Source organism: Rhizobium sp. GCM10022189 (assembly GCF_042656325.1).
Lineage (GTDB): Bacteria > Pseudomonadota > Alphaproteobacteria > Rhizobiales > Rhizobiaceae > Rhizobium.
This window is the reverse complement of sequence record NZ_JBHSOR010000036.1, coordinates 1-25,560: the sequence shown is the minus strand read 5'-3', so window position 1 is coordinate 25,560 and position 25,560 is coordinate 1. Positions and strand designations below refer to the sequence as shown.

Sequence of the window (25,560 nt, the reverse complement as noted above, 5' to 3'; positions counted from 1 at the left end):
GAAGGTCTTCAGCCGCGCAAACACATGGTCGATATCGGTGGCCGCGCCATAGGCGGCGAAATCGAGAATGTGGATGCCGACATCGCCGAGCACGCCGTTCGAGCCGTGGCCGGTCGACAAGCGCCACAGCCAGGTCGATTCCGTGCGCCAGTCGCCCCAGGCGCGCGAGACCAGCCAGCTCTGCAGGTAGGACGCCTCCACATGGCGGATCGTGCCGAGTTCGCCCGCCAGCACCATTTCGCGCGCCCGCTGCAGCGGGGCGACGTTGCGGTAGGTGAGGTTGACCATGTTGATGACGCCGGCCGCTTCTGCCGCTTCCGTCATCTCCAGCGCCTTCGGATAGTTCTCCGCCAGCGGCTTCTCGCACAGAACATGTTTGCCGGCGGCGATCAGGGCCATCGTCGTCGGGTGGTGGATGCGGTCAGGCGTAATATTCGTCGCCGCGTCGAATTCGCCCCAGGCGATCGCCTCGTCGAGCGACAGAAACCGCTTTTCGATATTGAACTTGTCGGCAAAGGCGGCAAGGCGGGTGGCATCCGTATCGACGGCGCCGACCACGTCCACGCCGTCGATGCGGGTGAAGTGGTCGAGCTGGTTCTTTGCCATCAGGCCCGTACCAAGAACGAGTAGTCGCATGGATGCTCCTCAGCGGTAACCGGCTTCGCCGGCCTGGTGCAGTCTCGGGCCGCGTTCGACGATCGGCTCCAGGGCTTTTTCTACCGGCACATTTGGGGCGTCGGTAATGCTCTTCAATGCGCCCGCCGGGTTATAGGCCCACTTCACCCCGTTGATCAGCACCTTCTGCACGTTGGCGTCGTGATAGGTCGGATAGGTTTCGTGGCCGGGGCGGAAATAGAAGATGTTGCCGGCACCGCGCCGCCAGGTCAGGCCCGAGCGGAACACCTCGCCGCCCTGGAACCAGGAGATGAACACCGTCTCCAGCGGCTCCGGCACGGAAAACTGCTCGCCGTACATTTCCTCGTTTTCCAGCTCGAAATGCTCGCCGAGGCCGGCGGCGATCGGGTGGCGCTGGTTGATCGTCCACAGCCGCTCGCGCTCGCCCGCCTCGCGCCATTTCAGCGCGCAGGGCGTGCCCATCAGCCGTTTGAAGATCTTGGAGAAATGGCCCGAATGCAGCACCAGCAGGCCCATGCCCTCCCAGACCCGTTTGGCGACGCGCTCGACGACGACGTCGGAAACCGCGCCGTGGTCCTTGTGGCCCCACCAGGTCAGGACGTCGGTCTCGGCAAGCCGGGCTTCGGAAAGACCGTGCTCCGGCTCCTGCAGCGTAGCCGTGGTCGCCGAAATCGCCGGGTCGCCGTTCAGCGCCTTGGCAATGGTCGTGTGCATGCCCTCGGGATAGATCTCGCGGACGACGGCATTGGTATTCTCATGGATGTTCTCACCCCAGACGACGGTGCGAATGGCCATGGCGATGCTCCTCTAGAACTTCTGGATATGTTCGGCAGGCGAAAAGGCGGGGTTCAAAGCGCTTTGGAAAGATGGTCGGCCAAAGCCGTTCCTCCTCCGCGTCGGAAGAAGACATAGACCTTTGCCGCGATTTTGACAAAGGGGATTTTCAGCCGCCGCACTGCCGGCAAAAATTCCCTTTCACATCAATGGGAAACGGTCTTGGAGAAGAGGTTGACGACGACCACGCCCGCAATAATCAGCCCGAGCCCGATAATGGCGGGCGTATCCAGCCGCTGCTTGAAAAAGACGAGGCCGACGGAGGAAATCAGCACGATCCCCAAAGCGCTCCAGATCGCATAGGCAATGCCGACGGGAATATGTTTCAGCGTCAGCGACAGGCAGTAGAAGGCAGCCCCGTAGCAGGCGACGACGAGCGCCGTCGGCCCGAGCCGGGTAAACTGCTGGGACAGCTGAAGGGCGGTCGTGCCGATCACTTCGAGCACGATGGCTGCAACGAGCAGCCCGTAGACGGCAGCCGGGTTCATGGCGGTATTCCTTTTCAAACACGTTCCGCCCTGTGCGCGGAATTGTGCAATAGCAAGCTCCAGCAATGCCGGCGAACGTGGGAGGCGCTCTGCGTCCGGACCTGCCTGGAAACGAAGGGGTGGAGCGTCCCCCGTCATCCTGAGAATGGAGGGAGGCCCCGGCTCTACTTGTGGGTCAGCTCGATGAGGCGGGCGATCAGCTCTCGCCTCAGTCCGTCGTCGATATCGTGGCTTTCCAGCGTATCCGCAAACCACAGGCCGTCGGCGGCAAACCGCACGATCAGCGTGTCGAGCGCCGAATCGGTGCCGATATATTCCTCGGCCCTTGCCGCCACCCATTCGCGCCACCGGTGGCGCAATCGGGGTTCGGCCAAGAGCGCGATCGTCACCTGCGTCCAGCTTCGGGAATCGTCGGGACGATCCTTCAGCCCGGACACCGCCTGCAGATAGGCGCGCGAGAAACGGCCCTGCGGCAGCGGATCGCCGCGCATCAGCTCGTCCATATCGGCGTCGAACCTCTCGAGCAGGCTTTCGAACAGGGCGTCCAGCAGCGCATTCTTCGTGGGGAAGTGATGCAGCAGCCCGCCCTTGCTGACGCCCGACGCGGCCGAGACCGCATCGAGCGTGACGGCGCCCATGCCCTGCTCCCCGGCAAGACGCGCGGCGACCTCCAGCAGCTGCTGGCGAACGAGCACGGGTTGTTTCTTGCGATGGTGAGCGTTTGACATGGTTTTACAAAGATACCGTCCAGACGGTTTTGTCAAGGGAAATCTGCCGGAGCCCCTGCCCCGTAAGGGATTATGCGCGAAATGCCGCGCTGTTTTGATGACAGTTGCGATCCTTTTTGATCGGGTGCATCTAGAACACCGGACCGGACCGCCTGAAACGGTTTTCGGACACCCGGGGCGGCGAAGGGGTCAGCGCTGTGCCGGGACGGGTAATGAAGGGATGGTTTCGTGACGGAAAATGTCACCACACTCTATGAGGCGATCGGCGGCGATCCGGCCGTCCGGGCGCTGACGCATCGCTTCTACGAGCTGATGGATACGCTGCCGGAAGCAAGGCATGTGCGCGCCGTGCATCCGCCGGATCTCCAAGGCAGCGAGGAGAAATTCTACGAATATATGACCGACTATCTCGGCGGCCCGCCGCTCTATACCGACAAGCGCGGCCATCCCCGCCTGCGCAGCCGCCATTTCGTGGCCGAGATCGGCCCGCTCGAACGCGACGAATGGCTGCTCTGCTTTCGCCGCGCGATCGACGAGACCATCGCCAGCAAGGCCCTGCGCGATCTCATATGGGCGCCCGTCGAGCGCCTCGCCCACCACATGCAGAACAAGGAATAGCCATGAGCCTGAACGCGCGCCTGGAGCCGGTGCTCTATCTCTTCGCCGGCCTGTTCGGCCTTGCCGGGGTGGCCCTTGCCGCCCTTGCCGCCCATGGCGGCGGCGAGGCCCATCTCGCAGCCTCCGCCTCCGCCATGTGCCTCGCCCACGCCCCGGCCCTTCTGGCTCTGGCGATCGGCGCGGCCAGGGTTAGAACCGCCTGGCTCGCCGGTTTGCTGATGATCGTGGGAACCCTGCTCTTTGCCGGCGACCTCGTCACCCTGCGCTTCACCGGCGCCGGCCTCTTCCCCTATGCCGCGCCGACCGGCGGCTGGGCGATGATGCTGGGCTGGCTGGCGGTCTCGGCGAGCGCCTTCTGGCGGGTGCGGGCCTAACCCACCCCCTTCTGCTCATCGGCGAAAAGGGGATGAGCAAGCGGCAGACTACGGCGCCAAAATGCAGGCCGCTTACACGCCCTCGACCACGTTGAACCCCTCGAATACCGGCGGCCCCTTGTACATGGCCTTGTTGTCCCCGGCATTGCGATGGGCGGCGCGGAAATTCTCCGACTTCGTCCAGTTCTGGAAATCCTCTTCGCTCGCCCAGAGCGTATGCGAGGAAAACAGCGTGTAGCCCTCCTCCGCATTGGCCTTGCCGCGCAGCAGGCGGAATTCGACGAAGCCCGGAACCTGCGACAGGCCGGAATCGCGGTTGCGCCAGACATTCTCGAAATCGCCTTCGGCGCCGGCGGCCACCTTGAAGCGGTTCATCGCGATATACATCGAAAATTCCTCACGCCTTCTTCCTGCTCGCCCGCTGCGCATAGCGCGGAAAGGCGACGATATTATTGCCGGCGGCCGCATCCGCGCCGACAGGCCTTGCGGCCGCCTCGCCGGGCATGCGCGCTTCCCAGGCGGGAAACAGCACGACATTGGGATAGCTGCGCTGGCGCGCCGCATTTTCCAGGAAAACCGCGTAAAGCTCCGGCACCAGGCCCTCGCCGCCATGTGCGGCAAGCTTGTGCAGGCCGATCATCGTAAACCCGTCGGGGCGTTCGTCGTTCATCGGGAATTGTCTCGTTCGTTCATCGTCTGCAGCGCACGCTCCAGGCTGGACTTGCTGCCGTTGCGCAGCGGAATGAAAGCCTTGCTGAACTTCTTGCAGCCGGTCTTCACCCGCAGGCAGGCATCGTGGCTGATACAGTCGATGGGGCAGAAGACGCAGTCCACCGAAGGAAGCAGCGTATCGATGCGCGAAACGGCTTCGCGAAGGCCGCCGTCGTGATGGATGAGTTCCGCCCCGAAGCTGCTGGCAATCTCGCGCAAATGCGCCACCTGGCAATCGCGGCCGCCGACATAGAGGAAACTGCGGCCATCCAGCTTGGAGCGCCCCGAGGAGGCCTGCCTGCTCTCCTGACCGGCCTGAACGCGGATCTCCCGGTTCGCCCCCTTCTTCGCCTTTCGAGCCATTTGCCACCCGTTCGCTCGTTGATCGTCACACGATTCCTGCGTGTGCGAACGGACCTTATTAAACTTGATTTTTAGAGTAAAGTATAAAGTTGAATGTTTTAATCATATTATCGCGGCGTGATCTCGATCGGCACCGACATGGTCATCGACTGCCCGCCCGGCGGCGGGCTGAAAGGTGCCGCGCGGCGCACCGCATCAAGGGCGAGCTGGTCGATTTCCGGAACGCCCGATCCCCGCGATACGCGCGCCGACGTCAGGCTGCCGCTGCCGCTCACCGAGAAAGTGACGACGACGCTGCCCTGAACGCCGCGAGGCTGCCTGATGGCGCGACGGATACGGCTTCGAACCTTGCCGGTATAATTTGCCGTCGCGGCGGTCCCGATGCCGCTATTGTTGCCGGCGGCCCGCGAATTGCTGTCCGATTGCGCCTGCGAGGTGCCTTCGGCCACGCCGCGCTGGGAATCCTGCTGGCCTTCGCCGCGCGAACCCGCCGTCTTCTTCGGCGGCCGCTTTTTCTCGACCGGCTTCGGCTTTTCCTGCACCGTCGGCTTCGGTTTCGGCGCCGGGGTCACGACCTCCTGCGGCTGCTCCGGCTCGGGCTGGATTTCCGCCGTTTCGACCGGCTTGACCTCCTCCGGAACCGTCGCCGTCTCGACAGGCTGAACCTCTACCGGCTGCACTTCGGAACTGACCGTATCGACAGGCGTCGGCTGTTCGGGAACGACCGCCGACATCGGCTGCACGACGGATTCCTCTGCCGGCACTTCGGAGACCAGGATTTCCGGCTCGACGGCCGCAGCCGTCTCGGGCGAGACGCGCGTCACTTCCTGCGCCGGCGCCGGCTGAACGGGATCCTGCGTCTCGGCCGGCGCAAGCTCCGCCGGCTGAACGGTTTCGGGCTGGACCTCCGCCGTCTGCGTTTCCGTCGGCTGGATCGTATCGGGTTCGACCGCCTCCGGGATGATCTCTTCCTGGACGGTCGTTTCCGTCTCGCCGGCGGCCGTCTGGTCGATGTCGGAATTGCCGTACATGACGACGCTGACAGCCTCGCCGGCTTCCTCGATCGCCTCCTCGGGCGCCTTGGGAAAAGCGACGATCAGCGCGGTCGCCAACGCCGCATGGAAGATCAGCGAGCAGATGCAGGTCAGCGTCAGCCGCCGCCGCACCGGCGCCTTCTCGTCCTCCTGCTTTTCCACCGCCGCATCCATCGGCGGCGGCGCGGAGGCAACGGCCGGCGCCGCTTGCGGATGATCGGGGAAGGACGAGATCTGCGCAAAACGCGCATAGTGGATGACCTGCTCGCCGGCCGGCTGGCGCTGCGCGTTGCGCAGGTCGGACAGTTCGTGGCCGGGATGCATGCCGGGCGTGTTGTCGTTCAGGCTGCCGTCAGCGCTCGCCTCCTCGATGAGCACGTGTCTCGATCTGGATTTCGCTGAAATTGCCATTTTACGCCTCGGACAGACTGCAACATGCGCGCCGGGCTTCGGCCCGGCCTGGGTTTAGCCTTCGACCCGCCTTAACCCTCGAAAGGAACGGAGATCTGCGAGCGGGTCACGAGACCCTTCATGCATTCGCCGGTCGCCGGCCCGTCGCAGACCGGCGTATCGTTGATGATGATGCGCGTGACCGTCTCGCACTTGACGTTGGGCATATCGAACTGGCGCACGCGCTTCTTGCCCTGCGGCAGGTCGCGGAAGTCGAGCACGGTGATGCGGTCGACGGCGTTCTTGTCGTTGAAGAAGGCAAGCTCGAAGGAGATCTTGTTGATCGGCGCCGCCAGGTTGTTTTCGGCAACGAAGGTCATCATGCAGCCCTTCTGCGAGGGCGCCAGCGCGTTAAGCTCGACATCGAGCTTGGCGGCGGGGGCACTGGCGGCCGCTGCCGCATCCTGCGCATAGGCCCCGGCCACGCCCGACACCGAAAACAGCACGCTGGCCGCAAAAGCAGCAAACCGACCCATCATTATCGTCTCTCCATATGGCAAATTGGCTGCTGCCGGCGGGTTCGCAGCAGCCCGATCAAAAACTTGACTGCGATTGTCTTCAATTATTGCGTCTTTAAAAAACTATGAGTATGAAAGTCAAGATAAATGTCACCGGAACCGGGGTCTTGACCCCCGCAATCACGGAATAAGCCAACCGAAATGATGGTTGAAAAGCCAGATACATTTAAGCTCGCACCGCCGCGCAACGAAGCTGCGGCGGCCGATATCCGCGTTCTCGAAAGCGGCGACCTTTTTGCCGGCACCAACGAGATCATGATTCGGCACGACGGCCTGATCTACCGCCTGAAGATCACCCGTCAGGGCAAACTCATTCTCAACAAGTAAGCTTGACAGCAGGGTAGGACATGACCGAGCAGACCAGACCGGCACCAGCAGAAATCCGCGCGTTCCGCGCCGAAAATCCGAAGATGCGCGAGCGCGACATTGCCGCGCAGCTCAAGATTTCCGAAGCCGCCCTCGTCGCCGCCGAAGTCGGCATCAGTGCAACGCGCATCGATGCCAGCGCCGCCCGGCTCCTGGAGCGCGTCGCCGATCTCGGCGAGGTCCTGGCGCTGTCGCGCAACGAAAGCGCCGTTCACGAGAAGATCGGCGTCTACGAAAACATCAAGGTCGGCGAACACAACGCGATCGTGCTCGGCGAAAACATCGACCTGCGCATCTTCCCGAGCCGCTGGGCGCATGCCTTTGCCGTCACCAAGAAGGACGGCGACACCGAGCGCCTCAGCCTCCAGTATTTCGACAGGACCGGCAGCGCCATCCACAAGATCCATCTGCGCCCGGCATCCAATGTCGAAGCCTACCGCCGCATCGTCGCCGAGCTGACGCTGGAAGACCAGAGCCAGGAATTCGCGGAGGCCGAAGCCTCCTTCGCCTCCGACGAGGACGGCAACGTCAGCAAGGAGGAACTGCGCGACAACTGGAGCAAGATGACCGACACGCACGAGTTCTTCGGCATGCTGAAGCGCCTGAAGATCGGCCGGCAGGCCGCCGTGCGCACCGTCGGCGACGACTATGCCTGGAAGCTCGACAACAGGGCGACGGCCGAAATGATGCACGCCTCCGTCAAGTCGGGCCTGCCGATCATGTGCTTCGTTGCCAATAACGGCATCGTCCAGATCCATTCCGGCCCGATCTTCAACGTCCAGCCGATGGGTCCGTGGATCAATATCCTCGACGAGACCTTCCACCTGCATCTGCGCCAGGACCACATTGCCGAGACCTGGGCCGTGCGCAAGCCGACCAGGGACGGCCACGTCACCTCGCTCGAAGCCTATGACGCCAACGGCGACATGATTATCCAGTTCTTCGGCAAGCGGAAGGAAGGCTCCGACGAGCGCGCCGAATGGCGCGAGATCATGGAAAACCTGCCGCGGGCCGCAAGCGTGGCCGCGTGAGGATCGGAGCGATGAAGATGCCTCACAACCTGCGCCGGATCCGCCTCTGGGAACTGGCTTTGACCGCTGCCGTCATGGCCCTGCCGCTGATCCCGGCCGCACCGGCGGGCGAGGGTTACGCTTTCGTCCGCGCCGCCCATGCCGAGGAGAAGAAGCTCGATACGTCGCGGCTGGTTTCGGTCGGCGGCGACGTCACCGAGATCATCTATGCGCTCGGCGAGCAGGGCCGGCTGATCGCCCGCGACACGACGAGCATGTATCCGGAAGCCGCGCTGAAACTGCCCGATGTCGGCTACATGCGCGCCCTTTCCCCGGAAGGCATTCTCGCCATGAACCCGACGGCGATCATCGCCGTCGAGGGGTCCGGCCCGCAGGAGGCGCTGAACGTTCTGAAGAATGCCAGCGTGCCCTTCGAAACCGTTCCGAACGCCTATACGCGTGACGGCATCATCGCCAAGATCGACCGCGTCGGCACGCTCCTGAACGTGCCGGAAAAGGCCAAAGCGCTGGAAGAAAAGGTCGGCGCCGATCTCGATGCCGCCGTCGCCGATGCCGCAAAGCGCCCCGAGGCCGAGCGCAAGCGGGTGCTCTTCATCCTGAGCGCCCAGAACGGCCGCATCATGGCCTCGGGCACCGGCACGGCCGCCGACGGCGTCATCAGGCTTGCCGGCGCCGTCAACGCGATCGGCGAATTCCCCGGCTACAAGCCGCTCACCGACGAGGCGATCGTCAGCGCCAGGCCCGACGTCATCCTGATGATGAACCGCGGCGACGGCGCCGGTACGAAGAACGAGGACCTGCTGGCCCAGCCGGCGATCGCGATCACGCCCGCCGGCGAGAAGAAGGCGATCATCCGCATGGACGGCCTGCATCTGCTGGGCTTCGGCCCGCGCACGGCGAGCGCCGTGCGCGAGCTCAACGCGGCGATCTACGGGGGCTGACGATGGCCGTTCCGGAAGCCATGACGGACAACAGGCGATCCCTTTCGGCGGCATTCCGCAAAAGCCGGCAGGCGGGCGACAGGACCGAACTCGCCCTGCTGGCAATCGCCTTCCTCCTCGTGGCTTCCGTCTTCGCCCTGCTCTTCTCCGTCACGACAGGGGCCTCGGACGCCTCTATCCTCGATGTCGTGAGGAACATGGCGGGGTCGCAAACGGCGCTCAGCGCCCGCGACCGCATCATCATTTTCGATATCCGCCTGCCGCGCGCCATTCTCGGCTTCCTGATCGGCGGATCGCTTGCCGTGTCCGGCGCGGTCATGCAGGGCCTGTTCCGCAATCCGCTCGCCGATCCCGGCCTTGTCGGCGTTTCCTCCGGCGCGGGCTTGGGCGCCGTCGTCATGATCGTGCTCGGCGGCAGCGTCGCAGCGCCGCTCTATCTGGCCCTCGGCATCTATGCCCTGCCGCTCGCAGCCTTCGGCGGCGGCCTTGCCACCACGCTGCTGCTCTACCGCGTCGCCACCAGCAACGGCCGGACCTCGGTCGCCACCATGCTGCTTGCCGGCATCGCGCTCGGCGCGCTCGCCGGCGCACTGACGGGCGTGCTGATCTATATGGCCAACGACCAGCAGCTGCGCGACCTCACCTTCTGGGGCATGGGCTCGCTGGCCGGCGCCACCTGGATCAAGATATCGGCTGCCGGCCCGATCATTCTCCTCTCCTTCGTCTCCCTGCCCTTCATGGCGCGCGGGCTGAACGCCATCACGCTCGGCGAGGCCGCCGCCTTCCACATGGGCGTACCGGTGCAGCGGCTGAAGAATATCGCCATCGTCACCGTGGCGGCCGCAACCGGCGCCTCCGTTGCCGTCAGCGGCGGCATCGGCTTCGTCGGCATCGTCGTGCCGCACATCCTGCGCATGGCAATCGGCCCCGACCACCGTTTCCTGCTGCCGGCCTCGGCTTTGCTCGGCGGCTCGCTGCTGATCTTTGCCGACGTGCTGGCCCGTACCATCGTCGCCCCCGCCGAACTGCCGATCGGCATCATCACGGCGGCCGTCGGCGGCCCCTTCTTCCTCTGGATCCTGCTGCGGCAGCGCTCGCGCCTTGCCCTTTGAGTTTGCCCCGATGATCGAAGTTTCCGGCGTCAGCGTGCGCCTTTCCGGCAAGACCATCGTGCAACATGTCGCCTTCGCCGCAAAGGCCGGCGAACTGACCGCCATTGCCGGCCCCAACGGCTCCGGCAAGACGACGACGATGAAGGCCGTTTCCGGGGAACTCGCCTATGACGGCTCGGTGCTCCTGAACGGCGAGGAAGTGCGCACGCTCAAACCCTGGCAGCTTGCCTCGGTTCGCGGCGTGCTGCCGCAGGCAAGCAGCATCTCCTTTCCCTTCACGGTACGCGAGATCGTCCGCATGGGGCTGACCTCCGGCCTCAACCTTCACGCCGACCAGGCCGATGCAACGGCCGCCAGGGCGCTTGCCGCCGTCGATCTCATGGGCTTCGAAGGGCGCTTCTACCAGGAGCTTTCCGGCGGCGAGCAGCAGCGCGTGCAGCTGGCCCGCGTTCTCTGCCAGATCGCCGAGCCCACCGTCGGCGGCAAGCCCTGCTGGCTGCTGCTGGACGAGCCGGTCTCCAGCCTCGATATCAGCCACCAGCTGACGATCATGCGGCTGGCGCGGAATTTCTGCGAGCGCGGCGGCGGGGTGATCGCGGTCATGCACGATCTCAACCTGACGGCCCTTTTCGCCGACAGGATCGTGCTGATGAAATCCGGCCGGCTGGCCGCTTCCGGCACCGTGCGCGAGGTGCTGACGGACGAATGCATGCAATCCGTCTTCGGCTGCCCGCTGCGCGTCAATCAGGTGCCGTCCGACGGCACGCCTTTCGTGCTGGCCCACAGCGCGCTTGCCGCCGGCTAGGAACCTTTCCCGCCCGAATGCGTTGTCCGCAATGATTTGGGTCAAAGCCGGGCGCTCCCTTCCGTGCCATTGATGGCGCTGACCCCGCGCGAAACCGGGTGGCGCTTTTCTGCGCCCAGCAATGGAGACAGACATGGCCTACTCCCTCTTCCATTCCAGCCGCAGCCGCCGCAGCCGCAACGGCGCCCTCCACAATCTCGAAACCGGCATCGAGGAGCAGATCGAGGCGCTGCGCGAAGAGCTTGCCGAACTCACCCATGTTCTCGGCAAGACCTCCCGCCATCAGGGTGAGAAGCTGCGCTCGCAGGCATCGGCAAGTTACGAGGACATTCTCGGCCGCAGCGAGGACCTGCTGCGCGAATTGCAGCAGAGCTACCTGCGCGGCGCAAGCGAAGTCAGAAGCACCGTGCGCCGCCACCCGCTGGCAACCGTCGGCGCCGCCGCCGCCTTCGGCCTGCTCGTCGCCATGCTCGCCCGCCGCTAGGCCGTTTGCCTTCCAGTGAGGCGAGCCGCCCTATCTCTTCGTTTCAACCCGATTCCGGACGCAGAACCACCGCGCACATGGCCGGAACCGCTTTAGGAGGCTCGATGCTTTTCCCGATCCTGAGCCTGCTCGTGGGCACGAGCGTTCAACGCACCGTGGAGCGCACCAAGCGCAACAGCATCTTCATTGCCGTTGCACTGCTGTTCGTCCTGACCGCCCATGCGCTGGCCGTCACCGCCGGGGCCATCTGGCTGGCCGGCATCTACGGGCCGATCGGCGCATCGCTCTTCCTGGCAGCCTGCGCCCTGCTGATCGCCATCGTCGTCTTCATCATCATGACGATCATGAACCACCAGGAAGCCCGCCGCGCCCGCGAGCGCCGCGCGGCCCTCGAATCTCTGGCAACCGTCGGCCTCGGCCTCGTCCGTTCGCAGCCGCTGCTGACGGCGGGCATCGTCGCCGCCCTTGTCGCCGCCAATCTCGTGGGGTCCAGGCGCGACGATTGATCCCGCCAATTCTGCCTGCGCTTCGGCATCGGAAGAACGCGGCGCGCCCGTGCATGCGGTGCGCTGCCATATCCCTCCGGCGGCAATAAAAAAGCCGGCGCCCGATGGGGCAGCCGGCCATCCTTCCTCCCAGGAAACGGGTCAATCAGAAGGCAAAGGCCTTCGAGGTCAGCGGCGCCGAGGTGGCGTCCGGGCCGAAATCCGCCTCGCCCGAGATCTGCAGCAGGTCCTGCAGCCGCTGGCGCGCGCGGTTCACGCGGCTCTTGATGGTGCCGACCGCGCAGCCGCAGATTTCCGCCGCTTCCTCGTAGGAAAAGCCCGAGGCGCCGACGAGAATGATCGCTTCGCGCTGATCCGGCGGCAGCTGGTCGAGCGCCTTCTTGAAATCCTGCAGGTCGAGCGCGCCGTACTGGGACGGATGCGTCGCCATGGATTCGGTAAACAGGCCGTCGCTGTCCTGCACTTCACGGCCGCTCTTGCGCATCTGGCTGTAAAGCTCGTTGCGCAGGATGGTGAAGAGCCAGGCCTTCATGTTGGTGCCCATCTCGAAATGGTCCTGCTTGGCCCAGGCCTTCATGATCGTGTCCTGAACCAGGTCGTCGGCCCGGTCATGCCGGCCGATCAGCGAGATGGCAAAAGCGCGAAGGCTTGGCAGGGCCGCCAGGAGTTCGCGCTTGAAGCTCGGTTGCGCTTTTTCCATGCGGATATCCTATTCGGCCATCTTTGCGGAAGCCATCATTTCGGCCTGGTCGAGCTTTTCCAGGAGGTCGAGGAAGCGGTCGGGAATAGCCTCCTCCTGGACCGCGGCATAAAGCGACCGCAGCCTGACGCCGATCTGATTGTTCGGATCCAGTAAATCGCTCGCCCTGAGTTCCAGCTGGCGCTCGTCCGATGCTTCTATCTTTGCTGTCGTCATCAACTGATCACTTCTTGCCTGTTGTCTCGGGATGAAAGGCAAATTCCCCCTTAAAGGTAAATGGAACCGATACCGGATCGATCAAGCCGGCTCTTTCGAACCCTTGATGGCTCTGTTCCAGTCCGTTCGCATGGGTCAAAACGTGACGCCCTTCATTTGTCGGATAGGGTAATGCGGCATCGCAAAAAAAGTTCCTCGCCTCCGGAACTTTTTTACCGAGGCGGCGTTTTCAGGTCATTGCAGCCATTACCGCCCTGCAGACGGGAGTTTTTTAATGACACTTTCCACTCGAATTGCGCCGCACCTTCCTTATCTGCGTCGCTATTCCCGCGCGCTTACCGGCACCCAGACATCGGGCGATGCTTATGTCGCCGCCGTCCTGGAAGCGATCATCGCCGATCTTTCCATTTTCCCGGATACCGCGAATGACCGCGTTGCACTCTACAAACTGTTCACGCAACTGTTTGGTTCCACCGCGGTCGAGATTCCGGAACCGTCCTCTCCCTATGCCTGGGAGCAGCGCGCCACGCTGAACCTCTCCAAGGTCTCGCCGCTCGCCCGCCAGGCCTTCCTGCTGGCCTCGGTGGAGAATTTCCGCGTCTCCGAAATCGGCGAGATCCTCGAGATCACCGAAGAGGAAACCATGCAGCTGCTCGACAAGGCCTCGAACGAGATCTCGCGCCAGGTGGCGACCGATATCATGATTATCGAGGACGAGCCGCTGATCGCCATGGATATCGAGCAGATGGTCGAAAGCCTCGGTCACCGCGTCACCGGCATCGCCCGCACCCATGCGGAGGCCGTCGCCCTCTACAACAAGACCAAGCCGAGCATGGTGCTGGCCGATATCCAGCTTGCCGACGGCAGCTCGGGCATCGATGCCGTCAACGATATCCTGAAGACGTCGAGCGTGCCCGTCATCTTCATCACCGCCTTCCCTGAAAGGCTGCTGACCGGGGAGCGGCCGGAGCCCACCTTCCTCGTCACCAAGCCGTTCAACCCCGACATGGTCAAGGCTCTGATCAGCCAGGCGCTTTTCTTTAACGAAACGACCCGCGTGGCGGCCTGAAACGCGAATTTCGGCCGCGCCGGAACCATTCCGGCGACGATGCGTTCCGGCTCTGCCGGAGCGTATTGGCGGCTTTAACGGTTTTTGCAGCGCTTGCTTCTAGAATGACCGGCAGGTTTGTCGGGGGGTGACATCCCTCCCTATATTCGAAGGGACTGAGGAAAGGCGGCCGAGTGAATACGACTGGACCATTGTCCGGAACGCCTTTCACCACCGAAGGCAAGGCGGCCATGTTGGAGCGGGCGCTCGCCAGCGCCGCCATTTCCATCCTCTATCAGGATGCCCGGCTTTCGATCGTCTATGCCGAGAACCTTCCCCCGCATTTCGAGAAGCGCTTCGTGCGCGGCGGCGACGACGCCTCGCTCTTCGGCGAGGCGCACGGCAAACAGCTGAAGGCAATGAAGCGCCGGGTGCTGGAGACGGGCGCGTCGAGCGCTGCCGAGGTCGAGGTTGCCATCGACGGCGAAACCAGGACATTCGAACTGAAGGTCCAGCGCACCGGCGGCCACGGCGATTACGGCCTGCTCTCGGTCATCTCCGAGGTCACCGAAAGCCGCCACCGCGAGAAAGTGCTGAAATCGCTGCTGCGCGAGCTGTCGCACCGCTCCAAGAACCTGCTTGCCATCATCCAGGGCATTGCCACGCAGACCGCGCGCAACACGATTTCTCTCGACTCCTTCCTGGTGAAGTTCCGCGGGCGGCTGCAGTCGCTCTCCAATTCCCAGGATCTCGTGACCGATTCCAGCTGGCGCGGCGCCTTCCTGTTCGAGCTCGCCGAAAAGCAGTTCGCCCCCTATTGGCCCGAAACGTCCGGCTCCATGCCGATCTTCGGCATCAACGCCCACCTGACGCCGAACGCCGCCGTGCATCTCGGCCTCGCGCTGCACGAGCTCATCGTCAATTCCGCCTCCTACGGCGCCATCGCCAGCGGCGCGACATCGGTCACGCTGAACTGCCGGGAAGCCGATATTGCCGGCCGCAAGGCCATCGAACTTGCCTGGGTGGAAGTGCTGCCGAACCGCGCCGACGTGCACGAATTCAGCGAAAACAGCTTCGGCCGCACCGTGCTGGAACGTGTCGTGCCCTCCTCCGTCAACGGCAAGGCCGAACTGACGCTCATACCCGGCCGCATCGAATACCACCTGACGGTTCCGGAAACGGAATTCGAAATCCTCAAACGCGGCTGAGGCGCAGCGCTGCACGCTTTTTGCCGGAAAATTGGGAGCCCAAACGGAAAACAACCGGTGCGAGGGCGGCGCACCGGTTGTCTCCACTCACCGGGAGGGGACCGTGAGTTCGTCCGAATGATGGGTTGGGGGCGCGCATGTTGGGTCGATGCGGTCATCATCCGGATACCCCATCAACTACCCGCGTTAACTTTAGTTCCGTCCGATCGTAAAAAAAATCGCCTTTTGTCGGCTTTTTCGCAACGGCCCGCGATCCGGCTTTCCGATGCCAGGTTCCACTTCGCAGGCAGGGGCTGCTCAAAGAAACGCCACAACAAACAAAATCAACTGCTTACAGGCTGAAAACGCAAGAAAATTGCCAAAATTTTACCGTTTGATAAATTTTTGAACCTGAGTTACGATTCCCTCACTAGTCGTTACCAATAAAGAGGGAACTTCAATGGAACGCCTGGAAACTGGGATTCGTGCCGGCCGGCTTTCGCCCGCCGAGTACGAGGCTAATTTTTCCGATCTTCACCCGCGTCTCGACAACCACGAAGCGCTGGTCGCAGCCGACCGCTGTTATTTCTGCTACGACGCGCCGTGCATGACGGCCTGTCCCACCTCCATCGACATTCCGCTCTTCATCCGCCAGATCTCGACCGGCAATCCGCTGGGTTCGGCGAAGACCATCTTCGACCAGAACATCCTCGGCGGCATGTGCGCCCGCGTCTGTCCCACCGAAGAATTGTGCGAGCAGGCCTGCGTGCGCAACACCGCCGAAGAGCGCCCCGTCGAGATCGGCCGGCTGCAGCGCTACGCCACGGATGCGGCGATGGCTGCCGACAAGCAGTTCTACCGGCGCGCCGAGGCGACCGGCAAGAAGATCGCCGTCGTCGGCGCCGGACCTGCCGGCCTTGCCGCCGCCCACCGCCTCGCCGTCAAGGGCCATGATGTCGTGATCTACGACGCCAGGCCGAAATCCGGCGGCCTCAACGAATATGGCATCGCCACCTACAAGACGGTCGACGACTTCGCCCAGAAGGAAGTCGACTATGTCCTCTCGATCGGCGGCATCGAAGTGAAGCACGGCCAGCAGCTCGGCCGCGATTTCTCGCTTGCCGACCTGCAGGGCCAGTACGACGCCGTCTTCCTCGGCCTCGGCCTTGCCGGCGTCAACGCGCTGCGCGTCGATAACGAAAACCTGCCGGGTGTCGACGACGCCGTCGATTTCATCGCCGCCCTGCGCCAGGCTTCCGACAAGGGCAAGATCGCCATCGGCCGCCGCGTCGTCGTTCTCGGCGGCGGCATGACGGCCATCGATGCCGCCGTGCAGGCAAAGCTGCTTGGCGCCGAGGAAGTGACCATCTGCTACCGCCGCGGCAAGGAGCATATGAACGCCTCGGAATTCGAGCAGGATCTCGCCACCTCCAAGGGCGTCATCATCCGCCACTGGCTGGCGCCGAAATCCATCCTCTCGCATGACGGCAAGGTGGCAGGCATCGAGGTCGAATATACCGCGCTCGTCGATGGCCGCCTCACCGGCACCGGCGAGACCGGCGTCATCACTGCCGACCATATCCTGAAAGCCATCGGCCAGACCTTCGAAGCCTCCAGCCTCGGCGCGCTGCGCATGGAATCCGGCCGGATCGCCGTCGATGCCGAAGGCCGCACCTCGATCGAAGGTGTGTGGGCCGGCGGCGACTGCGTCTTCGGCGGCGAAGACCTCACCGTCTCTGCCGTCGCCCACGGCCGCGATGCGGCCGAATCCATTCACCGCACCCTGACTGCCGCAGCCGCTCCGGCCGTCGCCGTCGCCTGAAGGGGAGAATGAACAATGGCTGATCTCCGCAACAATTTCGTCGGCATCAAGTCCCCGAACCCCTTCTGGCTCGCTTCTGCGCCGCCGACCGACAAGGCCTACAATGTCGAGCGCGCCTTCAGGGCCGGCTGGGGCGGCGTCGTCTGGAAGACGCTGGGCGAGGAAGGCCCGCCCGTCGTCAACGTCAACGGCCCGCGCTACGGCGCGATCTGGGGCGCCGACCGGCGCCTGCTTGGTCTCAACAATATCGAGCTCATCACCGACCGCGATCTGCAGACAAACCTGCGCGAAATGAAGCAGGTGAAGATGAACTGGCCGGATCGGGCGCTGATCGCCTCGATCATGGTGCCCTGCGAGGAACAGGCCTGGAAGGCGATCCTGCCGCTGGTGGAAGAAACCGGTGCCGACGGCATCGAGCTGAATTTCGGCTGTCCGCACGGCATGTCCGAGCGCGGCATGGGCTCGGCCGTCGGTCAGGTGCCGGAATATATCGAAATGGTCGTGCGCTGGTGCAAGCAGTATACGCGCATGCCCGTCATCACCAAGCTGACGCCCAACATCACCGACATCCGCCGCCCGGCGCGTGCCGCCAAGGCCGGCGGCACGGACGCCGTCTCGCTCATCAATACGATCAACTCGATCGTCTCGGTCGATCTCGACAACTTTGCCCCGAACCCGACGGTCGGCGGCAAGGGCAGCCACGGCGGCTATTGCGGCCCGGCCGTCAAGCCGATCGCGCTCAACATGGTCGCCGAGATCGCCCGCGATCCGGAAACCTACGGCCTGCCGATCTCCGGCATCGGCGGCATCACCACCTGGCGCGACGCGGCCGAATTCCTGGTGCTCGGCGCCGGCAACGTGCAGGTCTGCACCGCCGCCATGACCTACGGTTTCAAGATCGTCCAGGAAATGATCACGGGCCTCTCGGACTGGATGGACGAAAAGGGCCACAAGACCCTCGACGACATTACCGGCCGCGCCGTGCAGAACGTCACCGACTGGCAGTATCTGAACCTCAACTACATCGCCAAGGCCAAGATCGACCAGGACGCCTGCATCAAATGCGGCCGCTGCTACATCGCCTGCGAGGACACGTCGCACCAGGCGATCACCAACTTCGTGAACGGCGCCCGCCATTTCGAGGTGATGGAAGAGGAATGCGTCGGCTGCAATCTCTGCGTCAGCGTCTGCCCGGTCGAAAACTGCATCACCATGGAAGCGCTTCCGGCAGGCGCCCTCGACAAGCGCACCGGCAAGGTCGTCGATCCGAACTACGCCAATTGGACGACCCATCCGAACAACCCGATGGCGAGGCAGGCGGCGGAGTAAAACCTCCGAAAGCCCGACGAAGAAGCCGCCCATCCACGGCGGCTTTTTCTTTTCCCGCTATTTGGTCCTCAAAGCCCGAAGGACTTCCGGTAGGCGCTGGGGCTCGTTCCCAGCCGCCGGCGGAAATGGTGGCGCATGGTCGCAAGCGTGCCGAAACCGCTGGCGACAGCGATATCGTCGAGCGAGACGGCAAGCTCCTTTTCGAGAAGATCGCGCGCGTGCCGCAGCCGCTCCTTCAGCAGCCATTCGCCGACGCTGTCGCCCGTGGCCGCCTCGAAACGGCGCTGGAAAGTGCGCATGCTCATGCCGGCCTTGCCGGCAAGCAGGCTGATCGGCTGCTCTTCGGACAGCCGTTCGCGCATCCACTCGATCAGCGGCCCAAGACGGATGCCCTCGCGCTCTTCCGGCACGGGAGCGGCGATGAACTGCGCCTGCCCGCCCTCGCGATGCGGCGGCACGACGAGGCGGCGCGCCACGCTGTTGGCGGCATCGGGGCCGAAATCGCCGCGCACCACATGCAGGCAGAGATCGATGCCGGCCGCACTGCCGGCGGCCGTCAGGATGCTGCCCTCGTCCATGTAGAGCACGTCGGCATCGAGCGCGATGTCGGGATAGCGCGCGGCAATCGAGGCGACATAGCGCCAGTGGGTCGTGGCCCGCCGGCCGGCGAGCAGGCCGGATGCCGCAAGCACGGCGACACCGGAGCAGAGCGACATGACCCGCGCGCCCCGCTCATGCGCCGCCCTCAACGCCGATATCAGCGGCGCCGGCACCGGCGCATCGATCGCCCGCCATCCCGGCGCAATAACGAGATCCGCCTCGTCGAGCGCTTCCAGCCCTTGATCGACCGCAACCGTCAGCCCGCCGGCCGCCCGCAGCGGACCGGGCTCGATGCCGGCGACCGAGAAGCGATACCAGCCCTCGCCCATTTCCGGCCGCGGCAGGCCGAAGACCTCGTAGGCGATGCCGAATTCGAACGTGCAGAGCCCGTCATAGGCGAGCGCCACCACATGCGGTCCCTGTGTGCGACATGTCTCCGATTTTGGCATGATCTTTACGCTATCAGTCATGATGGCCAATTTCGTCCATCCCTATCATCGGCAATGATCGCCCGCAACCGAAGCCAAGCCAGCAAAGGACCAGATCATGCCGAGCCCCGTTTCCGAAATCCCCGCCGCCGCGCCCGACGCCACTGCCGAATATTTTGCCCGCAAGCTCGCCTTCGAGACCGATTGCTCGGATGTGAACGCAGCCTTCGCCTCCGGCAAGGTCGATTTCGTCCTGCTCGACGTGCGCTCGCCCGCGCTCTTCAACCTTTCGCATATTCCCGGCGCCCTCAACCTGCCGCATGGCAAGATGACTGCCCACCGCATGTCCGAATGGCCTTCCGACACGCTGTTCGTGGTCTATTGCGCCGGCCCGCATTGCAACGGCGCCGACAAGGCGGCGCTGCGCCTCTCGCGCCTCGGCCTCTCGGTCAAGCTGATGATCGGCGGCCTGACCGGCTGGGCGGACGAAGGCTTCGCATTCGAAGGCGGGGCAAGCGCGGCCGCCTGATCCAATCTCCCTTCTCTCTGCGATGGAGGGAAGGGAATTTCACCTGTCGCCGGCCATGACTTTCGCGCCGCGTCAATGTCTGGCCGCTCTATGCCGGCCCGGCTGGACAGATCCGCAGAAATTGCATTGCCAATCTCTGCGAAATCCATGTTTTTCTATCGATTTCTCTGGAAATACGCCAGCGCTGCCGTATATCGTTAGTTTCGTCTGCCCCATCCGGGCCGCATCTATGCGATATTACTTGGAACACGGCCAGCATGTCACTTCGCAGTGCCCTACGCGCACAAACAGCAGATTGCCATGCCGAGGTGGACGCCCTCTTCGGTAATTTCAGCCTTTCCGATCCCGGCGATTACAAGGCCTTCCTGCGCGCCCACGCCCGCGCCGTGCCCGCAATCGAATCCGCCCTGGAACGGGCCGGCATTGCCAGGCTGCTGCCGGACTGGCCGGAACGCCGGCGCACGCCCCTTCTTCTTGCCGATATAGCGGCGCTGGACGACCTTCCGCCCCGGCCCCTTCAGCAGCCCGAGCTTGACGACGACGCCTCCCTCTGGGGCGCGGTCTACGTGCTGGAAGGGTCCAAGCTTGGCGGCGCCATGCTCGCAAGGACCGTGCCCGCGCACCTGCCGAGCGTCTATCTCAGCCCCCAGGGTCCGAAGGGCTCCATGCGCCTGTTCATGGACAGCCTGGATGCGAGCGGCATCGACGATATAGCAGGCGCGGTTGCCGCGGCACGCCATGCCTTCGCGCTCTTCCGCAAGGCCGCGCAGCTCGAACTGGAAACGGCTTGATGAACCAGGCAGCAAGCCCTGTCGATCTGACCAATTGCGACCGGGAGCCGATCCATCAGCTCGGCTCCGTCCAGCCCTTCGGCTTCCTGCTTGCCGTCTCCGCCGACTGGATCGTCACCCGCGCTTCGGCAAACCTTTCGCAATTCCTGGGCATTGCCCATGCCGAAGCGGTCGGCCGGCCCGTCTCGTCGATCCTCGTGCCGGATGCGCTGCACAGCCTTCGCAACAAGCTTGCCACCCTGCGCGGACCCGATGTCGTGGAACGCATTTTTGGTATTGCCCTCACCTCCGGCCACCAGCGCTTCGACGTGGCGATCCATGTGAGCCACGGCCAGATCATCATCGAAGGCGAACCTTGCGACGAAGGCAAAGAGGCCCCGTCGCTTTCCATGCGCAGCATGATGGCCCGCCTCGACCATACCGAAACGCTGGAAGCCTTCTTTCGCGAAGGCGCGCGCCAGGCGCGTGCCCTGACCGGTTTCGACCGTGTGATGGTCTACCGCTTCGACGACAGCGGTTCTGGCGAAGTCGTGGCGGAGGCCGCCCGGCCCGGCATCGGCTCCTTCCTCGGCCTGCATTATCCCGCATCCGATATTCCGGTGCAGGCGCGCGCGCTCTATCTGCGCAATCTCTTCCGCATCATTGCCGATATCCATGCGGTGCCGGTGCCGATCCTGCCCGAACGCGACGAGCATGGCCGCCCGCTCGATCTCTCCATGTCGGTGCTGCGGTCGGTTTCGCCCATCCACATCGAATATCTGAAGAATATGGGCGTCGGCGCCTCGCTCTCGATCTCCATCGTCGTCGACGGCAGGCTCTGGGGCCTGTTTGCCTGCCATCACTACTCCGCCCGCCTGCCCTCGGCCGAAAGCCGCTCCACGGCCGAACTCTTCGGCCAGATGTTCGCCTCCCGCCTCGAAAGCCGCGAACGGCGCCTGGCGCTCGACTACGAGACCAAGGCGCGCCGCATCGCCGACCGGCTGCTGACCTCCGTTGCCGACAATGCGAGCCTGCTCGACGATCCGACATGGCTGATCGACGCGCTGGCCGACGCCATTCCCGCCGACGGCATCGGCGTGTGGATCAACGGCCGGCTGGCGATTGCCGGCCTCGGGCCGGATGAAAAGGGTTTCGCCGCCCTCGTCCGCCACCTCAACCGCAATGCCGCAGGCCGGGTCTATGCCGTGGACCGGCTCGGCGAAACCTATCCCGATATCGAAACCGACGGAACCGTTGCCGGCATGCTGGCCATTCCGATCTCCCGTTCGCCGCGCGATTATGTCGTGCTGTTCCGCCAGGAGATCGTCCGCACCGTCCGCTGGGCCGGCGATCCGCACAAGCCGGTGGAATACGGCCCGAACGGCCCGCGGCTTACCCCGCGCAAGAGTTTCGAGGCCTGGTCGGAGCTCGTGCGCGGCCGTTCCCTGCCCTTCACCGAAGCGGAAAGACGGGTTGCGGAAACCATCCGCGTCACCCTGATCGAGGTCGTATTGCGCCTGACGGACGAGGCGAGCATGGCGCGCCAGCTCGCCAACGAGCGGCAGGAGCTGCTGATCGCCGAGCTGAACCACCGTGTCCGCAACATTCTCGGCCTCATCGGCGGACTGATCCGGCAGTCGCAATCGACCTCCGCAAGCCTGCCCGATTATGTGCGCCAGCTCGAAGGCCGCGTCCAGTCGCTCTCCCGAGCCCACGACCAGATCACCCGCGACCATTGGGCGCCGGCTTCGCTGCGGCAGCTGCTGCTGGCCGAAGCCGCCGCCTATCTCGGCAAAAACGCCCAGCGCATCCGCATGACCGGCGACGACGTGCTGCTGGAACCCCAGGCTTTTTCGACGACGGCCCTCGTCTTCCACGAGCTGGTGACCAACAGCGCCAAATACGGCAGCCTTTCCGGGTCCGGCCTTGTCGAACTCGGCTGGGAACGGGACGAAGACGGCACTCTCCACATCCGCTGGCGCGAAAAGGACGGCCCGCCGGTCACGCAGCCCAAGCGGCAGGGTTTCGGCTCGACGATCATCCGCCGCTCCATCCCCTACGATCTCGGCGGCAAGGCCGAGGTCCGCTACGTCAGGCAAGGGCTGGAGGCCGATTTCTCCATTCCGGCCAGATACGTCAACACGGTCGGCGCGACAGGCGAACTGCCGGCCCCGGCACCGGTCGAAGCGGCCGCACGCCCGGCCGCGGCGCGAAACGACGAGCCGCTCGCCGGCCTCAACGTGCTGCTGGTGGAAAACAATCTGATCATCGCCATGGACGGCGAAGACATCCTGCGCCGCCTTGGCGCGGAAGTCGCCACCGCGCCCAGTGTCGCCGATGCCATGGCCTTCCTGTCCGGCCAGTCCTTCGATCTGGCGCTGCTCGACGTGAATCTCGGCGACGAAACCAGTTTCGCCATTGCCGACCGGCTGGCCGCCAACAACGTGCCCTTCGTCTTCGCCACCGGTTATGGCGAGGGAATAGCCCAAGCCCACAGCCACTCGGACGCGCCGGTCCTGCAGAAGCCCTATACGATCGAGGGGGTCACGGACATCCTGGCCCGTCTGGCGGTTCCGCAGAAGCCTTAGAATCCCGCAAGACCGCTCCACACTTCTGCGCGACATGCTTCTCTGTTCCTGCGCATGTCGTTATCGCAAAACCGCTTCGCACTTTTGCGCGACATGCGTCAGCCGCGAGCGTGCTCCGGCAGCAGCCCGTTGATGAAGAGCTGTTCCAGGAAGCGTGCCGCATCTTCGAACCGTCCGTCGCCGGAATGTTCCTCGCCGAGCACGGCGCGGACCTGCACGTCGAAATCGGCATAGTGCTGCGTCGTCGACCAGATCGAGAAGATCAGGTGATAGGGGTCGCAATGGGCGATCTTGCCGCTATTCGCCCAGGCGCGGATGACGGCCGCCTTTTCGTCGACCAGCTCCTTCAGCGGTCCCTTCAGCATATCGAGAACGTGCGGCGCGCCCTGCAGCATCTCGTTGGCGAAGAGCCGGCTCTCGCGCGGGAAATCGCGCGCCATTTCGAGCTTGCGGCGGATATAGCTGCGGATTTCCGATTCCGGATTGCCTTCCGCGTCGAAGGCCCGGAGCGGCTCCAGCCAGTTATAGAGCACCCGGTCGATCAGCGCCCGGTGCATGGCCTCCTTGGTGCGGAAATAATAGAGCAGGTTCGGCTTCGACATGCCGGCCACGTCGGCGATCTGGTCGATGGTGGAGCCGCGGAAGCCGCTGACCGAAAACACGTCCAGCGCCGCTTCCAGGATCTGCTCTTCCTTTTCTTCCTGGATGCGTGTCCGCCGCAGTGTCTTCGCCGCTCTCGGTATGGCCATTCGCTCTTTTCCCCTTGAAATTCAACTCCTTCGCTCAAGATTGGAAGAGCGGCCCTCCTGCCGCTTTTAGAGGCAATTGCCTGTATTTTTGCCTGTATTTTCTATCGATTTTTCGTGATTTTCGTCTTGAGCGCAGCGATGGAAGTTGTAATGTTTACCAATCGGTCAAATTATCCGCCAGATAAAAAACAAAGGCAACTGGCGATTTTCCGGCATTGAACGAACGGAAGACGGCAGCGGGATTTGACCACGGGAACAAGGCGGGCATGGACTTTGCATGACTGCCGCAAAACAGGTGAGGACTTTCAATCATGGTGGCAGCGCCAGGCGAAAACATGCGCGTCAACGGGGACCGTCTCTGGGACAGTCTCATGGACATGGCGAAGATCGGCCCGGGGGTTGCCGGCGGCAACAACCGCCAGACGCTGACGGATTCGGATGCCGAGGGCCGCAACCTCTTCAAGACATGGTGCGAGGCGGCCGGCCTGACGCTCGGCGTCGACAGGATGGGCACGATGTTCGCGACCCGCCCCGGCACCGATCCGGACGCCCTTCCCGTCTATGTCGGCTCGCATCTCGACACCCAGCCGACCGGCGGCAAATATGACGGCGTTCTCGGCGTTCTCGGCGCCCTCGAGGTCGTCAGGACCATGAACGACCTGGGCATCAGGACGAAGCACCCGATCGTCGTCACCAACTGGACCAATGAGGAAGGCGCCCGTTTTGCGCCGGCCATGCTGGCATCGGGCGTTTTCGCCGGCGTTCACAGCCTGGAATTCGCCTATAACCGCAAAGACCCCGAGGGCAATCTCTTCGGCGACGAACTGAAACGCATCGGCTGGGTCGGCGACGAAGAGGTCGGCGCCCGCAAGATGCACGCCTATTTCGAATATCACATCGAGCAGGGTCCGATCCTCGAAGCCGAAAACAAGCAGATCGGCGTCGTCACCCACTGTCAGGGCCTGTGGTGGCTGGAATTCACGCTGACCGGCAAGGAGGCCCATACCGGCTCGACGCCGATGAATATGCGCGTCAATGCCGGCCTGGCGATGTCGCGCATCCTCGAAATGGTCCAGGCTGTCGCCATGGGCGAACAGCCGGGCGCCGTCGGCGGCGTCGGCCAGGTCTTCTTCTCGCCCAACTCCCGCAACGTCCTGCCGGGCAAGGTGGTCTTCACCGTCGATATCCGCTCGCCCGACAAGGCCAAGCTCGACCGCATGCGGGCAAAGATCGAGGCCGAAGCGCCTGACATCTGCGACGCGCTCGGCGTCGGCTGTTCCATCGAGGCGATCGGCCATTTCGAGCCCGTCACCTTCGACGAAAAGCTCGTCACCTCGGTCCGCTCCGCCGCCGAACGTCTCGGCTACAGCCACATGAACATCATCTCCGGCGCCGGCCACGACGCCTGCTGGGCCGCCAAGGTCGCGCCCGCGACGATGGTCATGTGCCCCTGTGTGGGCGGCCTCTCGCATAACGAAGCGGAAGAGATTTCCAAGGAATGGGCCACCGCCGGCGCCGATGTGCTGTTCCATGCGGTGGTCGAGACCGCGGAGATTGTGGTGTGATGGATAGCGTTGCGCCCGGAGCCCCCTCAT

Annotated in this window: 30 protein-coding genes; 17 read left to right on the top strand and 13 right to left on the bottom strand. The window is 64.0% G+C overall.

Features of this window, described 5'->3' with window-relative positions:
• The 4 genes from ACFPWW_RS13375 to ACFPWW_RS13360 form a co-directional block, all read right to left on the bottom strand.
• Positions 1-636 (bottom strand): Gfo/Idh/MocA family protein (locus ACFPWW_RS13375; protein WP_377312010.1); only part of this gene is annotated, 636 nt, incomplete at its 3' end.
• 9 nt (positions 637-645) lie between these two features.
• Entirely contained in the window at positions 646-1,431 is a 786-nt protein-coding gene (locus ACFPWW_RS13370) for a ThuA domain-containing protein (RefSeq protein ID WP_377312009.1), read from the bottom strand.
• Positions 1,432-1,616: 185 nt separating this feature from the next.
• Positions 1,617-1,958 (bottom strand): DMT family transporter, encoded by a 342-nt coding sequence (locus tag ACFPWW_RS13365; protein ID WP_112562693.1) that lies wholly within the window; start codon positions 1,956-1,958, stop codon positions 1,617-1,619.
• A gap of 164 nt (positions 1,959-2,122) precedes the next feature.
• Positions 2,123-2,686: a TetR/AcrR family transcriptional regulator gene (locus tag ACFPWW_RS13360; RefSeq protein ID WP_112562695.1), complete on the bottom strand. Its 564-nt coding sequence runs from the start codon at positions 2,684-2,686 to the stop codon at positions 2,123-2,125.
• 228 nt (positions 2,687-2,914) lie between these two features.
• Here ACFPWW_RS13360 and ACFPWW_RS13355 point away from each other — a divergent pair, with 228 nt between their 5' ends.
• Together ACFPWW_RS13355 and ACFPWW_RS13350 are read left to right on the top strand one after the other, a co-directional pair.
• The gene (locus ACFPWW_RS13355; RefSeq protein ID WP_377312008.1) at positions 2,915-3,304 is read left to right on the top strand and encodes a group II truncated hemoglobin; all 390 of its coding nucleotides are present in this window, start codon (positions 2,915-2,917) and stop codon (positions 3,302-3,304) included.
• A gap of 2 nt (positions 3,305-3,306) precedes the next feature.
• Positions 3,307-3,678, top strand: a complete 372-nt coding sequence (locus tag ACFPWW_RS13350) for a DUF423 domain-containing protein (RefSeq protein WP_112562699.1) — start codon at positions 3,307-3,309, stop codon at positions 3,676-3,678.
• 72 nt (positions 3,679-3,750) lie between these two features.
• Here the strand turns inward: ACFPWW_RS13350 and ACFPWW_RS13345 are convergent, their stop codons facing one another.
• The 5 genes from ACFPWW_RS13345 to ACFPWW_RS13325 all read right to left on the bottom strand — a co-directional run bounded on the left by ACFPWW_RS13345 (position 3,751) and on the right by ACFPWW_RS13325 (position 6,715).
• Positions 3,751-4,065: an antibiotic biosynthesis monooxygenase family protein gene (locus tag ACFPWW_RS13345; RefSeq protein WP_112562701.1), complete on the bottom strand. Its 315-nt coding sequence runs from the start codon at positions 4,063-4,065 to the stop codon at positions 3,751-3,753.
• Between the two features lie 10 nt (positions 4,066-4,075).
• Positions 4,076-4,348: a hypothetical protein gene (locus ACFPWW_RS13340; RefSeq protein ID WP_112705917.1), complete on the bottom strand. Its 273-nt coding sequence runs from the start codon at positions 4,346-4,348 to the stop codon at positions 4,076-4,078.
• Positions 4,345-4,752 carry a DUF2325 domain-containing protein gene (locus ACFPWW_RS13335; protein WP_112562705.1) on the bottom strand — a complete coding sequence of 136 codons (408 nt, stop codon included), beginning with the start codon at positions 4,750-4,752 and terminating at the stop codon, positions 4,345-4,347. Before ACFPWW_RS13335 ends, ACFPWW_RS13340 begins: the two co-directional genes overlap by 4 nt.
• Positions 4,753-4,859: 107 nt before the next feature.
• The gene (locus tag ACFPWW_RS13330; RefSeq protein WP_377312007.1) at positions 4,860-6,197 is read right to left on the bottom strand and encodes a TonB family protein; all 1,338 of its coding nucleotides are present in this window, start codon (positions 6,195-6,197) and stop codon (positions 4,860-4,862) included.
• A 71-nt stretch (positions 6,198-6,268) separates the two neighbouring features.
• On the bottom strand, positions 6,269-6,715 hold the full coding sequence (locus ACFPWW_RS13325) for a hypothetical protein (protein WP_112705920.1): 447 nt from the start codon (positions 6,713-6,715) through the stop codon (positions 6,269-6,271).
• Positions 6,716-6,895: 180 nt separating this feature from the next.
• Between ACFPWW_RS13325 and hemP the strand changes: the two genes are divergently transcribed.
• The 7 genes from hemP to ACFPWW_RS13290 all read left to right on the top strand — a co-directional run bounded on the left by hemP (position 6,896) and on the right by ACFPWW_RS13290 (position 11,999).
• The gene (gene hemP, locus ACFPWW_RS13320; RefSeq protein ID WP_112562711.1) at positions 6,896-7,081 is read left to right on the top strand and encodes a hemin uptake protein HemP; all 186 of its coding nucleotides are present in this window, start codon (positions 6,896-6,898) and stop codon (positions 7,079-7,081) included.
• A 20-nt stretch (positions 7,082-7,101) separates the two neighbouring features.
• Positions 7,102-8,151, top strand: a complete 1,050-nt coding sequence (locus tag ACFPWW_RS13315) for a hemin-degrading factor (RefSeq protein WP_112562713.1) — start codon at positions 7,102-7,104, stop codon at positions 8,149-8,151.
• Positions 8,152-8,162: 11 nt separating this feature from the next.
• On the top strand, positions 8,163-9,092 hold the full coding sequence (locus ACFPWW_RS13310) for a heme/hemin ABC transporter substrate-binding protein (RefSeq protein WP_112753700.1): 930 nt from the start codon (positions 8,163-8,165) through the stop codon (positions 9,090-9,092).
• A gap of 2 nt (positions 9,093-9,094) precedes the next feature.
• On the top strand, positions 9,095-10,204 hold the full coding sequence (locus ACFPWW_RS13305; protein ID WP_377312005.1) for a FecCD family ABC transporter permease: 1,110 nt from the start codon (positions 9,095-9,097) through the stop codon (positions 10,202-10,204).
• Positions 10,205-10,214: 10 nt separating this feature from the next.
• The gene (locus ACFPWW_RS13300; protein WP_377312003.1) at positions 10,215-11,009 is read left to right on the top strand and encodes a heme ABC transporter ATP-binding protein; all 795 of its coding nucleotides are present in this window, start codon (positions 10,215-10,217) and stop codon (positions 11,007-11,009) included.
• A 133-nt stretch (positions 11,010-11,142) separates the two neighbouring features.
• Positions 11,143-11,493, top strand: a complete 351-nt coding sequence (locus ACFPWW_RS13295) for a DUF883 family protein (protein WP_112705924.1) — start codon at positions 11,143-11,145, stop codon at positions 11,491-11,493.
• 104 nt (positions 11,494-11,597) lie between these two features.
• On the top strand, positions 11,598-11,999 hold the full coding sequence (locus ACFPWW_RS13290; protein WP_377312001.1) for a hypothetical protein: 402 nt from the start codon (positions 11,598-11,600) through the stop codon (positions 11,997-11,999).
• A 145-nt stretch (positions 12,000-12,144) separates the two neighbouring features.
• On the opposite strand, the gene ACFPWW_RS13285 is transcribed toward ACFPWW_RS13290, so the two are convergent.
• Together ACFPWW_RS13285 and ACFPWW_RS13280 are read right to left on the bottom strand one after the other, a co-directional pair.
• Complete coding sequence (locus ACFPWW_RS13285) at positions 12,145-12,699, bottom strand: RNA polymerase sigma factor (protein WP_007815244.1); 555 nt, start codon at positions 12,697-12,699, stop codon at positions 12,145-12,147.
• Positions 12,700-12,708: 9 nt separating this feature from the next.
• A complete protein-coding gene (locus ACFPWW_RS13280) occupies positions 12,709-12,915 on the bottom strand; it encodes a NepR family anti-sigma factor (protein WP_377311999.1) in 207 nt (68 codons plus the stop codon).
• A 274-nt stretch (positions 12,916-13,189) separates the two neighbouring features.
• On the opposite strand from ACFPWW_RS13280, the gene ACFPWW_RS13275 reads away from it, so the two are divergent.
• The 4 genes from ACFPWW_RS13275 to preA all read left to right on the top strand — a co-directional run bounded on the left by ACFPWW_RS13275 (position 13,190) and on the right by preA (position 18,301).
• Entirely contained in the window at positions 13,190-13,984 is a 795-nt protein-coding gene (locus ACFPWW_RS13275) for a response regulator (RefSeq protein ID WP_112562727.1), read from the top strand.
• 191 nt (positions 13,985-14,175) lie between these two features.
• The gene (locus ACFPWW_RS13270) at positions 14,176-15,171 is read left to right on the top strand and encodes a sensor histidine kinase (protein WP_377312011.1); all 996 of its coding nucleotides are present in this window, start codon (positions 14,176-14,178) and stop codon (positions 15,169-15,171) included.
• 439 nt (positions 15,172-15,610) lie between these two features.
• Positions 15,611-16,972, top strand: coding sequence for an NAD(P)-dependent oxidoreductase (locus tag ACFPWW_RS13265; RefSeq protein ID WP_112758374.1), 1,362 nt, complete (start codon positions 15,611-15,613; stop codon positions 16,970-16,972).
• A 15-nt stretch (positions 16,973-16,987) separates the two neighbouring features.
• Complete coding sequence (preA, locus tag ACFPWW_RS13260) at positions 16,988-18,301, top strand: NAD-dependent dihydropyrimidine dehydrogenase subunit PreA (protein WP_112705927.1); 1,314 nt, start codon at positions 16,988-16,990, stop codon at positions 18,299-18,301.
• 68 nt (positions 18,302-18,369) lie between these two features.
• On the opposite strand, the gene ftrA is transcribed toward preA, so the two are convergent.
• Positions 18,370-19,371 (bottom strand): transcriptional regulator FtrA, encoded by a 1,002-nt coding sequence (ftrA, locus tag ACFPWW_RS13255; protein WP_377311998.1) that lies wholly within the window; start codon positions 19,369-19,371, stop codon positions 18,370-18,372.
• Between the two features lie 76 nt (positions 19,372-19,447).
• Here ftrA and ACFPWW_RS13250 point away from each other — a divergent pair, with 76 nt between their 5' ends.
• From ACFPWW_RS13250 to ACFPWW_RS13240, 3 genes are all read left to right on the top strand, one after another.
• Positions 19,448-19,858, top strand: coding sequence for a rhodanese-like domain-containing protein (locus ACFPWW_RS13250; protein ID WP_112562739.1), 411 nt, complete (start codon positions 19,448-19,450; stop codon positions 19,856-19,858).
• Positions 19,859-20,115: 257 nt separating this feature from the next.
• Complete coding sequence (locus tag ACFPWW_RS13245; protein WP_112562741.1) at positions 20,116-20,649, top strand: biliverdin-producing heme oxygenase; 534 nt, start codon at positions 20,116-20,118, stop codon at positions 20,647-20,649.
• Complete coding sequence (locus ACFPWW_RS13240; protein ID WP_377311996.1) at positions 20,649-23,216, top strand: HWE histidine kinase domain-containing protein; 2,568 nt, start codon at positions 20,649-20,651, stop codon at positions 23,214-23,216. Before ACFPWW_RS13245 ends, ACFPWW_RS13240 begins: the two co-directional genes overlap by 1 nt.
• A 98-nt stretch (positions 23,217-23,314) precedes the next feature.
• On the opposite strand, the gene ACFPWW_RS13235 is transcribed toward ACFPWW_RS13240, so the two are convergent.
• Complete coding sequence (locus ACFPWW_RS13235) at positions 23,315-23,965, bottom strand: TetR family transcriptional regulator C-terminal domain-containing protein (protein WP_112562745.1); 651 nt, start codon at positions 23,963-23,965, stop codon at positions 23,315-23,317.
• Positions 23,966-24,276: 311 nt separating this feature from the next.
• Between ACFPWW_RS13235 and ACFPWW_RS13230 the strand changes: the two genes are divergently transcribed.
• On the top strand, positions 24,277-25,530 hold the full coding sequence (locus ACFPWW_RS13230) for a Zn-dependent hydrolase (RefSeq protein ID WP_113499426.1): 1,254 nt from the start codon (positions 24,277-24,279) through the stop codon (positions 25,528-25,530).
• Positions 25,531-25,560 lie beyond the last annotated feature (30 nt).

Coding starts and splice junctions, on each gene's coding strand:
- ACFPWW_RS13370 (WP_377312009.1), bottom strand. CDS start 1,431: ATGGCCATTCGCACCGTCGTCTGGGGTGAGAACATCCATGAGAATACC.
- ACFPWW_RS13365 (WP_112562693.1), bottom strand. CDS start 1,958: ATGAACCCGGCTGCCGTCTACGGGCTGCTCGTTGCAGCCATCGTGCTC.
- ACFPWW_RS13360 (WP_112562695.1), bottom strand. CDS start 2,686: ATGTCAAACGCTCACCATCGCAAGAAACAACCCGTGCTCGTTCGCCAG.
- ACFPWW_RS13350 (WP_112562699.1), top strand. CDS start 3,307: ATGAGCCTGAACGCGCGCCTGGAGCCGGTGCTCTATCTCTTCGCCGGC.
- ACFPWW_RS13345 (WP_112562701.1), bottom strand. CDS start 4,065: ATGTATATCGCGATGAACCGCTTCAAGGTGGCCGCCGGCGCCGAAGGC.
- ACFPWW_RS13340 (WP_112705917.1), bottom strand. CDS start 4,348: ATGAACGACGAACGCCCCGACGGGTTTACGATGATCGGCCTGCACAAG.
- ACFPWW_RS13335 (WP_112562705.1), bottom strand. CDS start 4,752: ATGGCTCGAAAGGCGAAGAAGGGGGCGAACCGGGAGATCCGCGTTCAG.
- ACFPWW_RS13330 (WP_377312007.1), bottom strand. CDS start 6,197: ATGGCAATTTCAGCGAAATCCAGATCGAGACACGTGCTCATCGAGGAG.
- ACFPWW_RS13325 (WP_112705920.1), bottom strand. CDS start 6,715: ATGATGGGTCGGTTTGCTGCTTTTGCGGCCAGCGTGCTGTTTTCGGTG.
- hemP (WP_112562711.1), top strand. CDS start 6,896: ATGATGGTTGAAAAGCCAGATACATTTAAGCTCGCACCGCCGCGCAAC.
- ACFPWW_RS13315 (WP_112562713.1), top strand. CDS start 7,102: ATGACCGAGCAGACCAGACCGGCACCAGCAGAAATCCGCGCGTTCCGC.
- ACFPWW_RS13310 (WP_112753700.1), top strand. CDS start 8,163: ATGAAGATGCCTCACAACCTGCGCCGGATCCGCCTCTGGGAACTGGCT.
- ACFPWW_RS13305 (WP_377312005.1), top strand. CDS start 9,095: ATGGCCGTTCCGGAAGCCATGACGGACAACAGGCGATCCCTTTCGGCG.
- ACFPWW_RS13300 (WP_377312003.1), top strand. CDS start 10,215: ATGATCGAAGTTTCCGGCGTCAGCGTGCGCCTTTCCGGCAAGACCATC.
- ACFPWW_RS13295 (WP_112705924.1), top strand. CDS start 11,143: ATGGCCTACTCCCTCTTCCATTCCAGCCGCAGCCGCCGCAGCCGCAAC.
- ACFPWW_RS13290 (WP_377312001.1), top strand. CDS start 11,598: ATGCTTTTCCCGATCCTGAGCCTGCTCGTGGGCACGAGCGTTCAACGC.
- ACFPWW_RS13285 (WP_007815244.1), bottom strand. CDS start 12,699: ATGGAAAAAGCGCAACCGAGCTTCAAGCGCGAACTCCTGGCGGCCCTG.
- ACFPWW_RS13280 (WP_377311999.1), bottom strand. CDS start 12,915: ATGACGACAGCAAAGATAGAAGCATCGGACGAGCGCCAGCTGGAACTC.
- ACFPWW_RS13275 (WP_112562727.1), top strand. CDS start 13,190: ATGACACTTTCCACTCGAATTGCGCCGCACCTTCCTTATCTGCGTCGC.
- ACFPWW_RS13265 (WP_112758374.1), top strand. CDS start 15,611: ATGGAACGCCTGGAAACTGGGATTCGTGCCGGCCGGCTTTCGCCCGCC.
- preA (WP_112705927.1), top strand. CDS start 16,988: ATGGCTGATCTCCGCAACAATTTCGTCGGCATCAAGTCCCCGAACCCC.
- ftrA (WP_377311998.1), bottom strand. CDS start 19,371: ATGACTGATAGCGTAAAGATCATGCCAAAATCGGAGACATGTCGCACA.
- ACFPWW_RS13250 (WP_112562739.1), top strand. CDS start 19,448: ATGCCGAGCCCCGTTTCCGAAATCCCCGCCGCCGCGCCCGACGCCACT.
- ACFPWW_RS13245 (WP_112562741.1), top strand. CDS start 20,116: ATGTCACTTCGCAGTGCCCTACGCGCACAAACAGCAGATTGCCATGCC.
- ACFPWW_RS13240 (WP_377311996.1), top strand. CDS start 20,649: ATGAACCAGGCAGCAAGCCCTGTCGATCTGACCAATTGCGACCGGGAG.
- ACFPWW_RS13235 (WP_112562745.1), bottom strand. CDS start 23,965: ATGGCCATACCGAGAGCGGCGAAGACACTGCGGCGGACACGCATCCAG.
- ACFPWW_RS13230 (WP_113499426.1), top strand. CDS start 24,277: ATGGTGGCAGCGCCAGGCGAAAACATGCGCGTCAACGGGGACCGTCTC.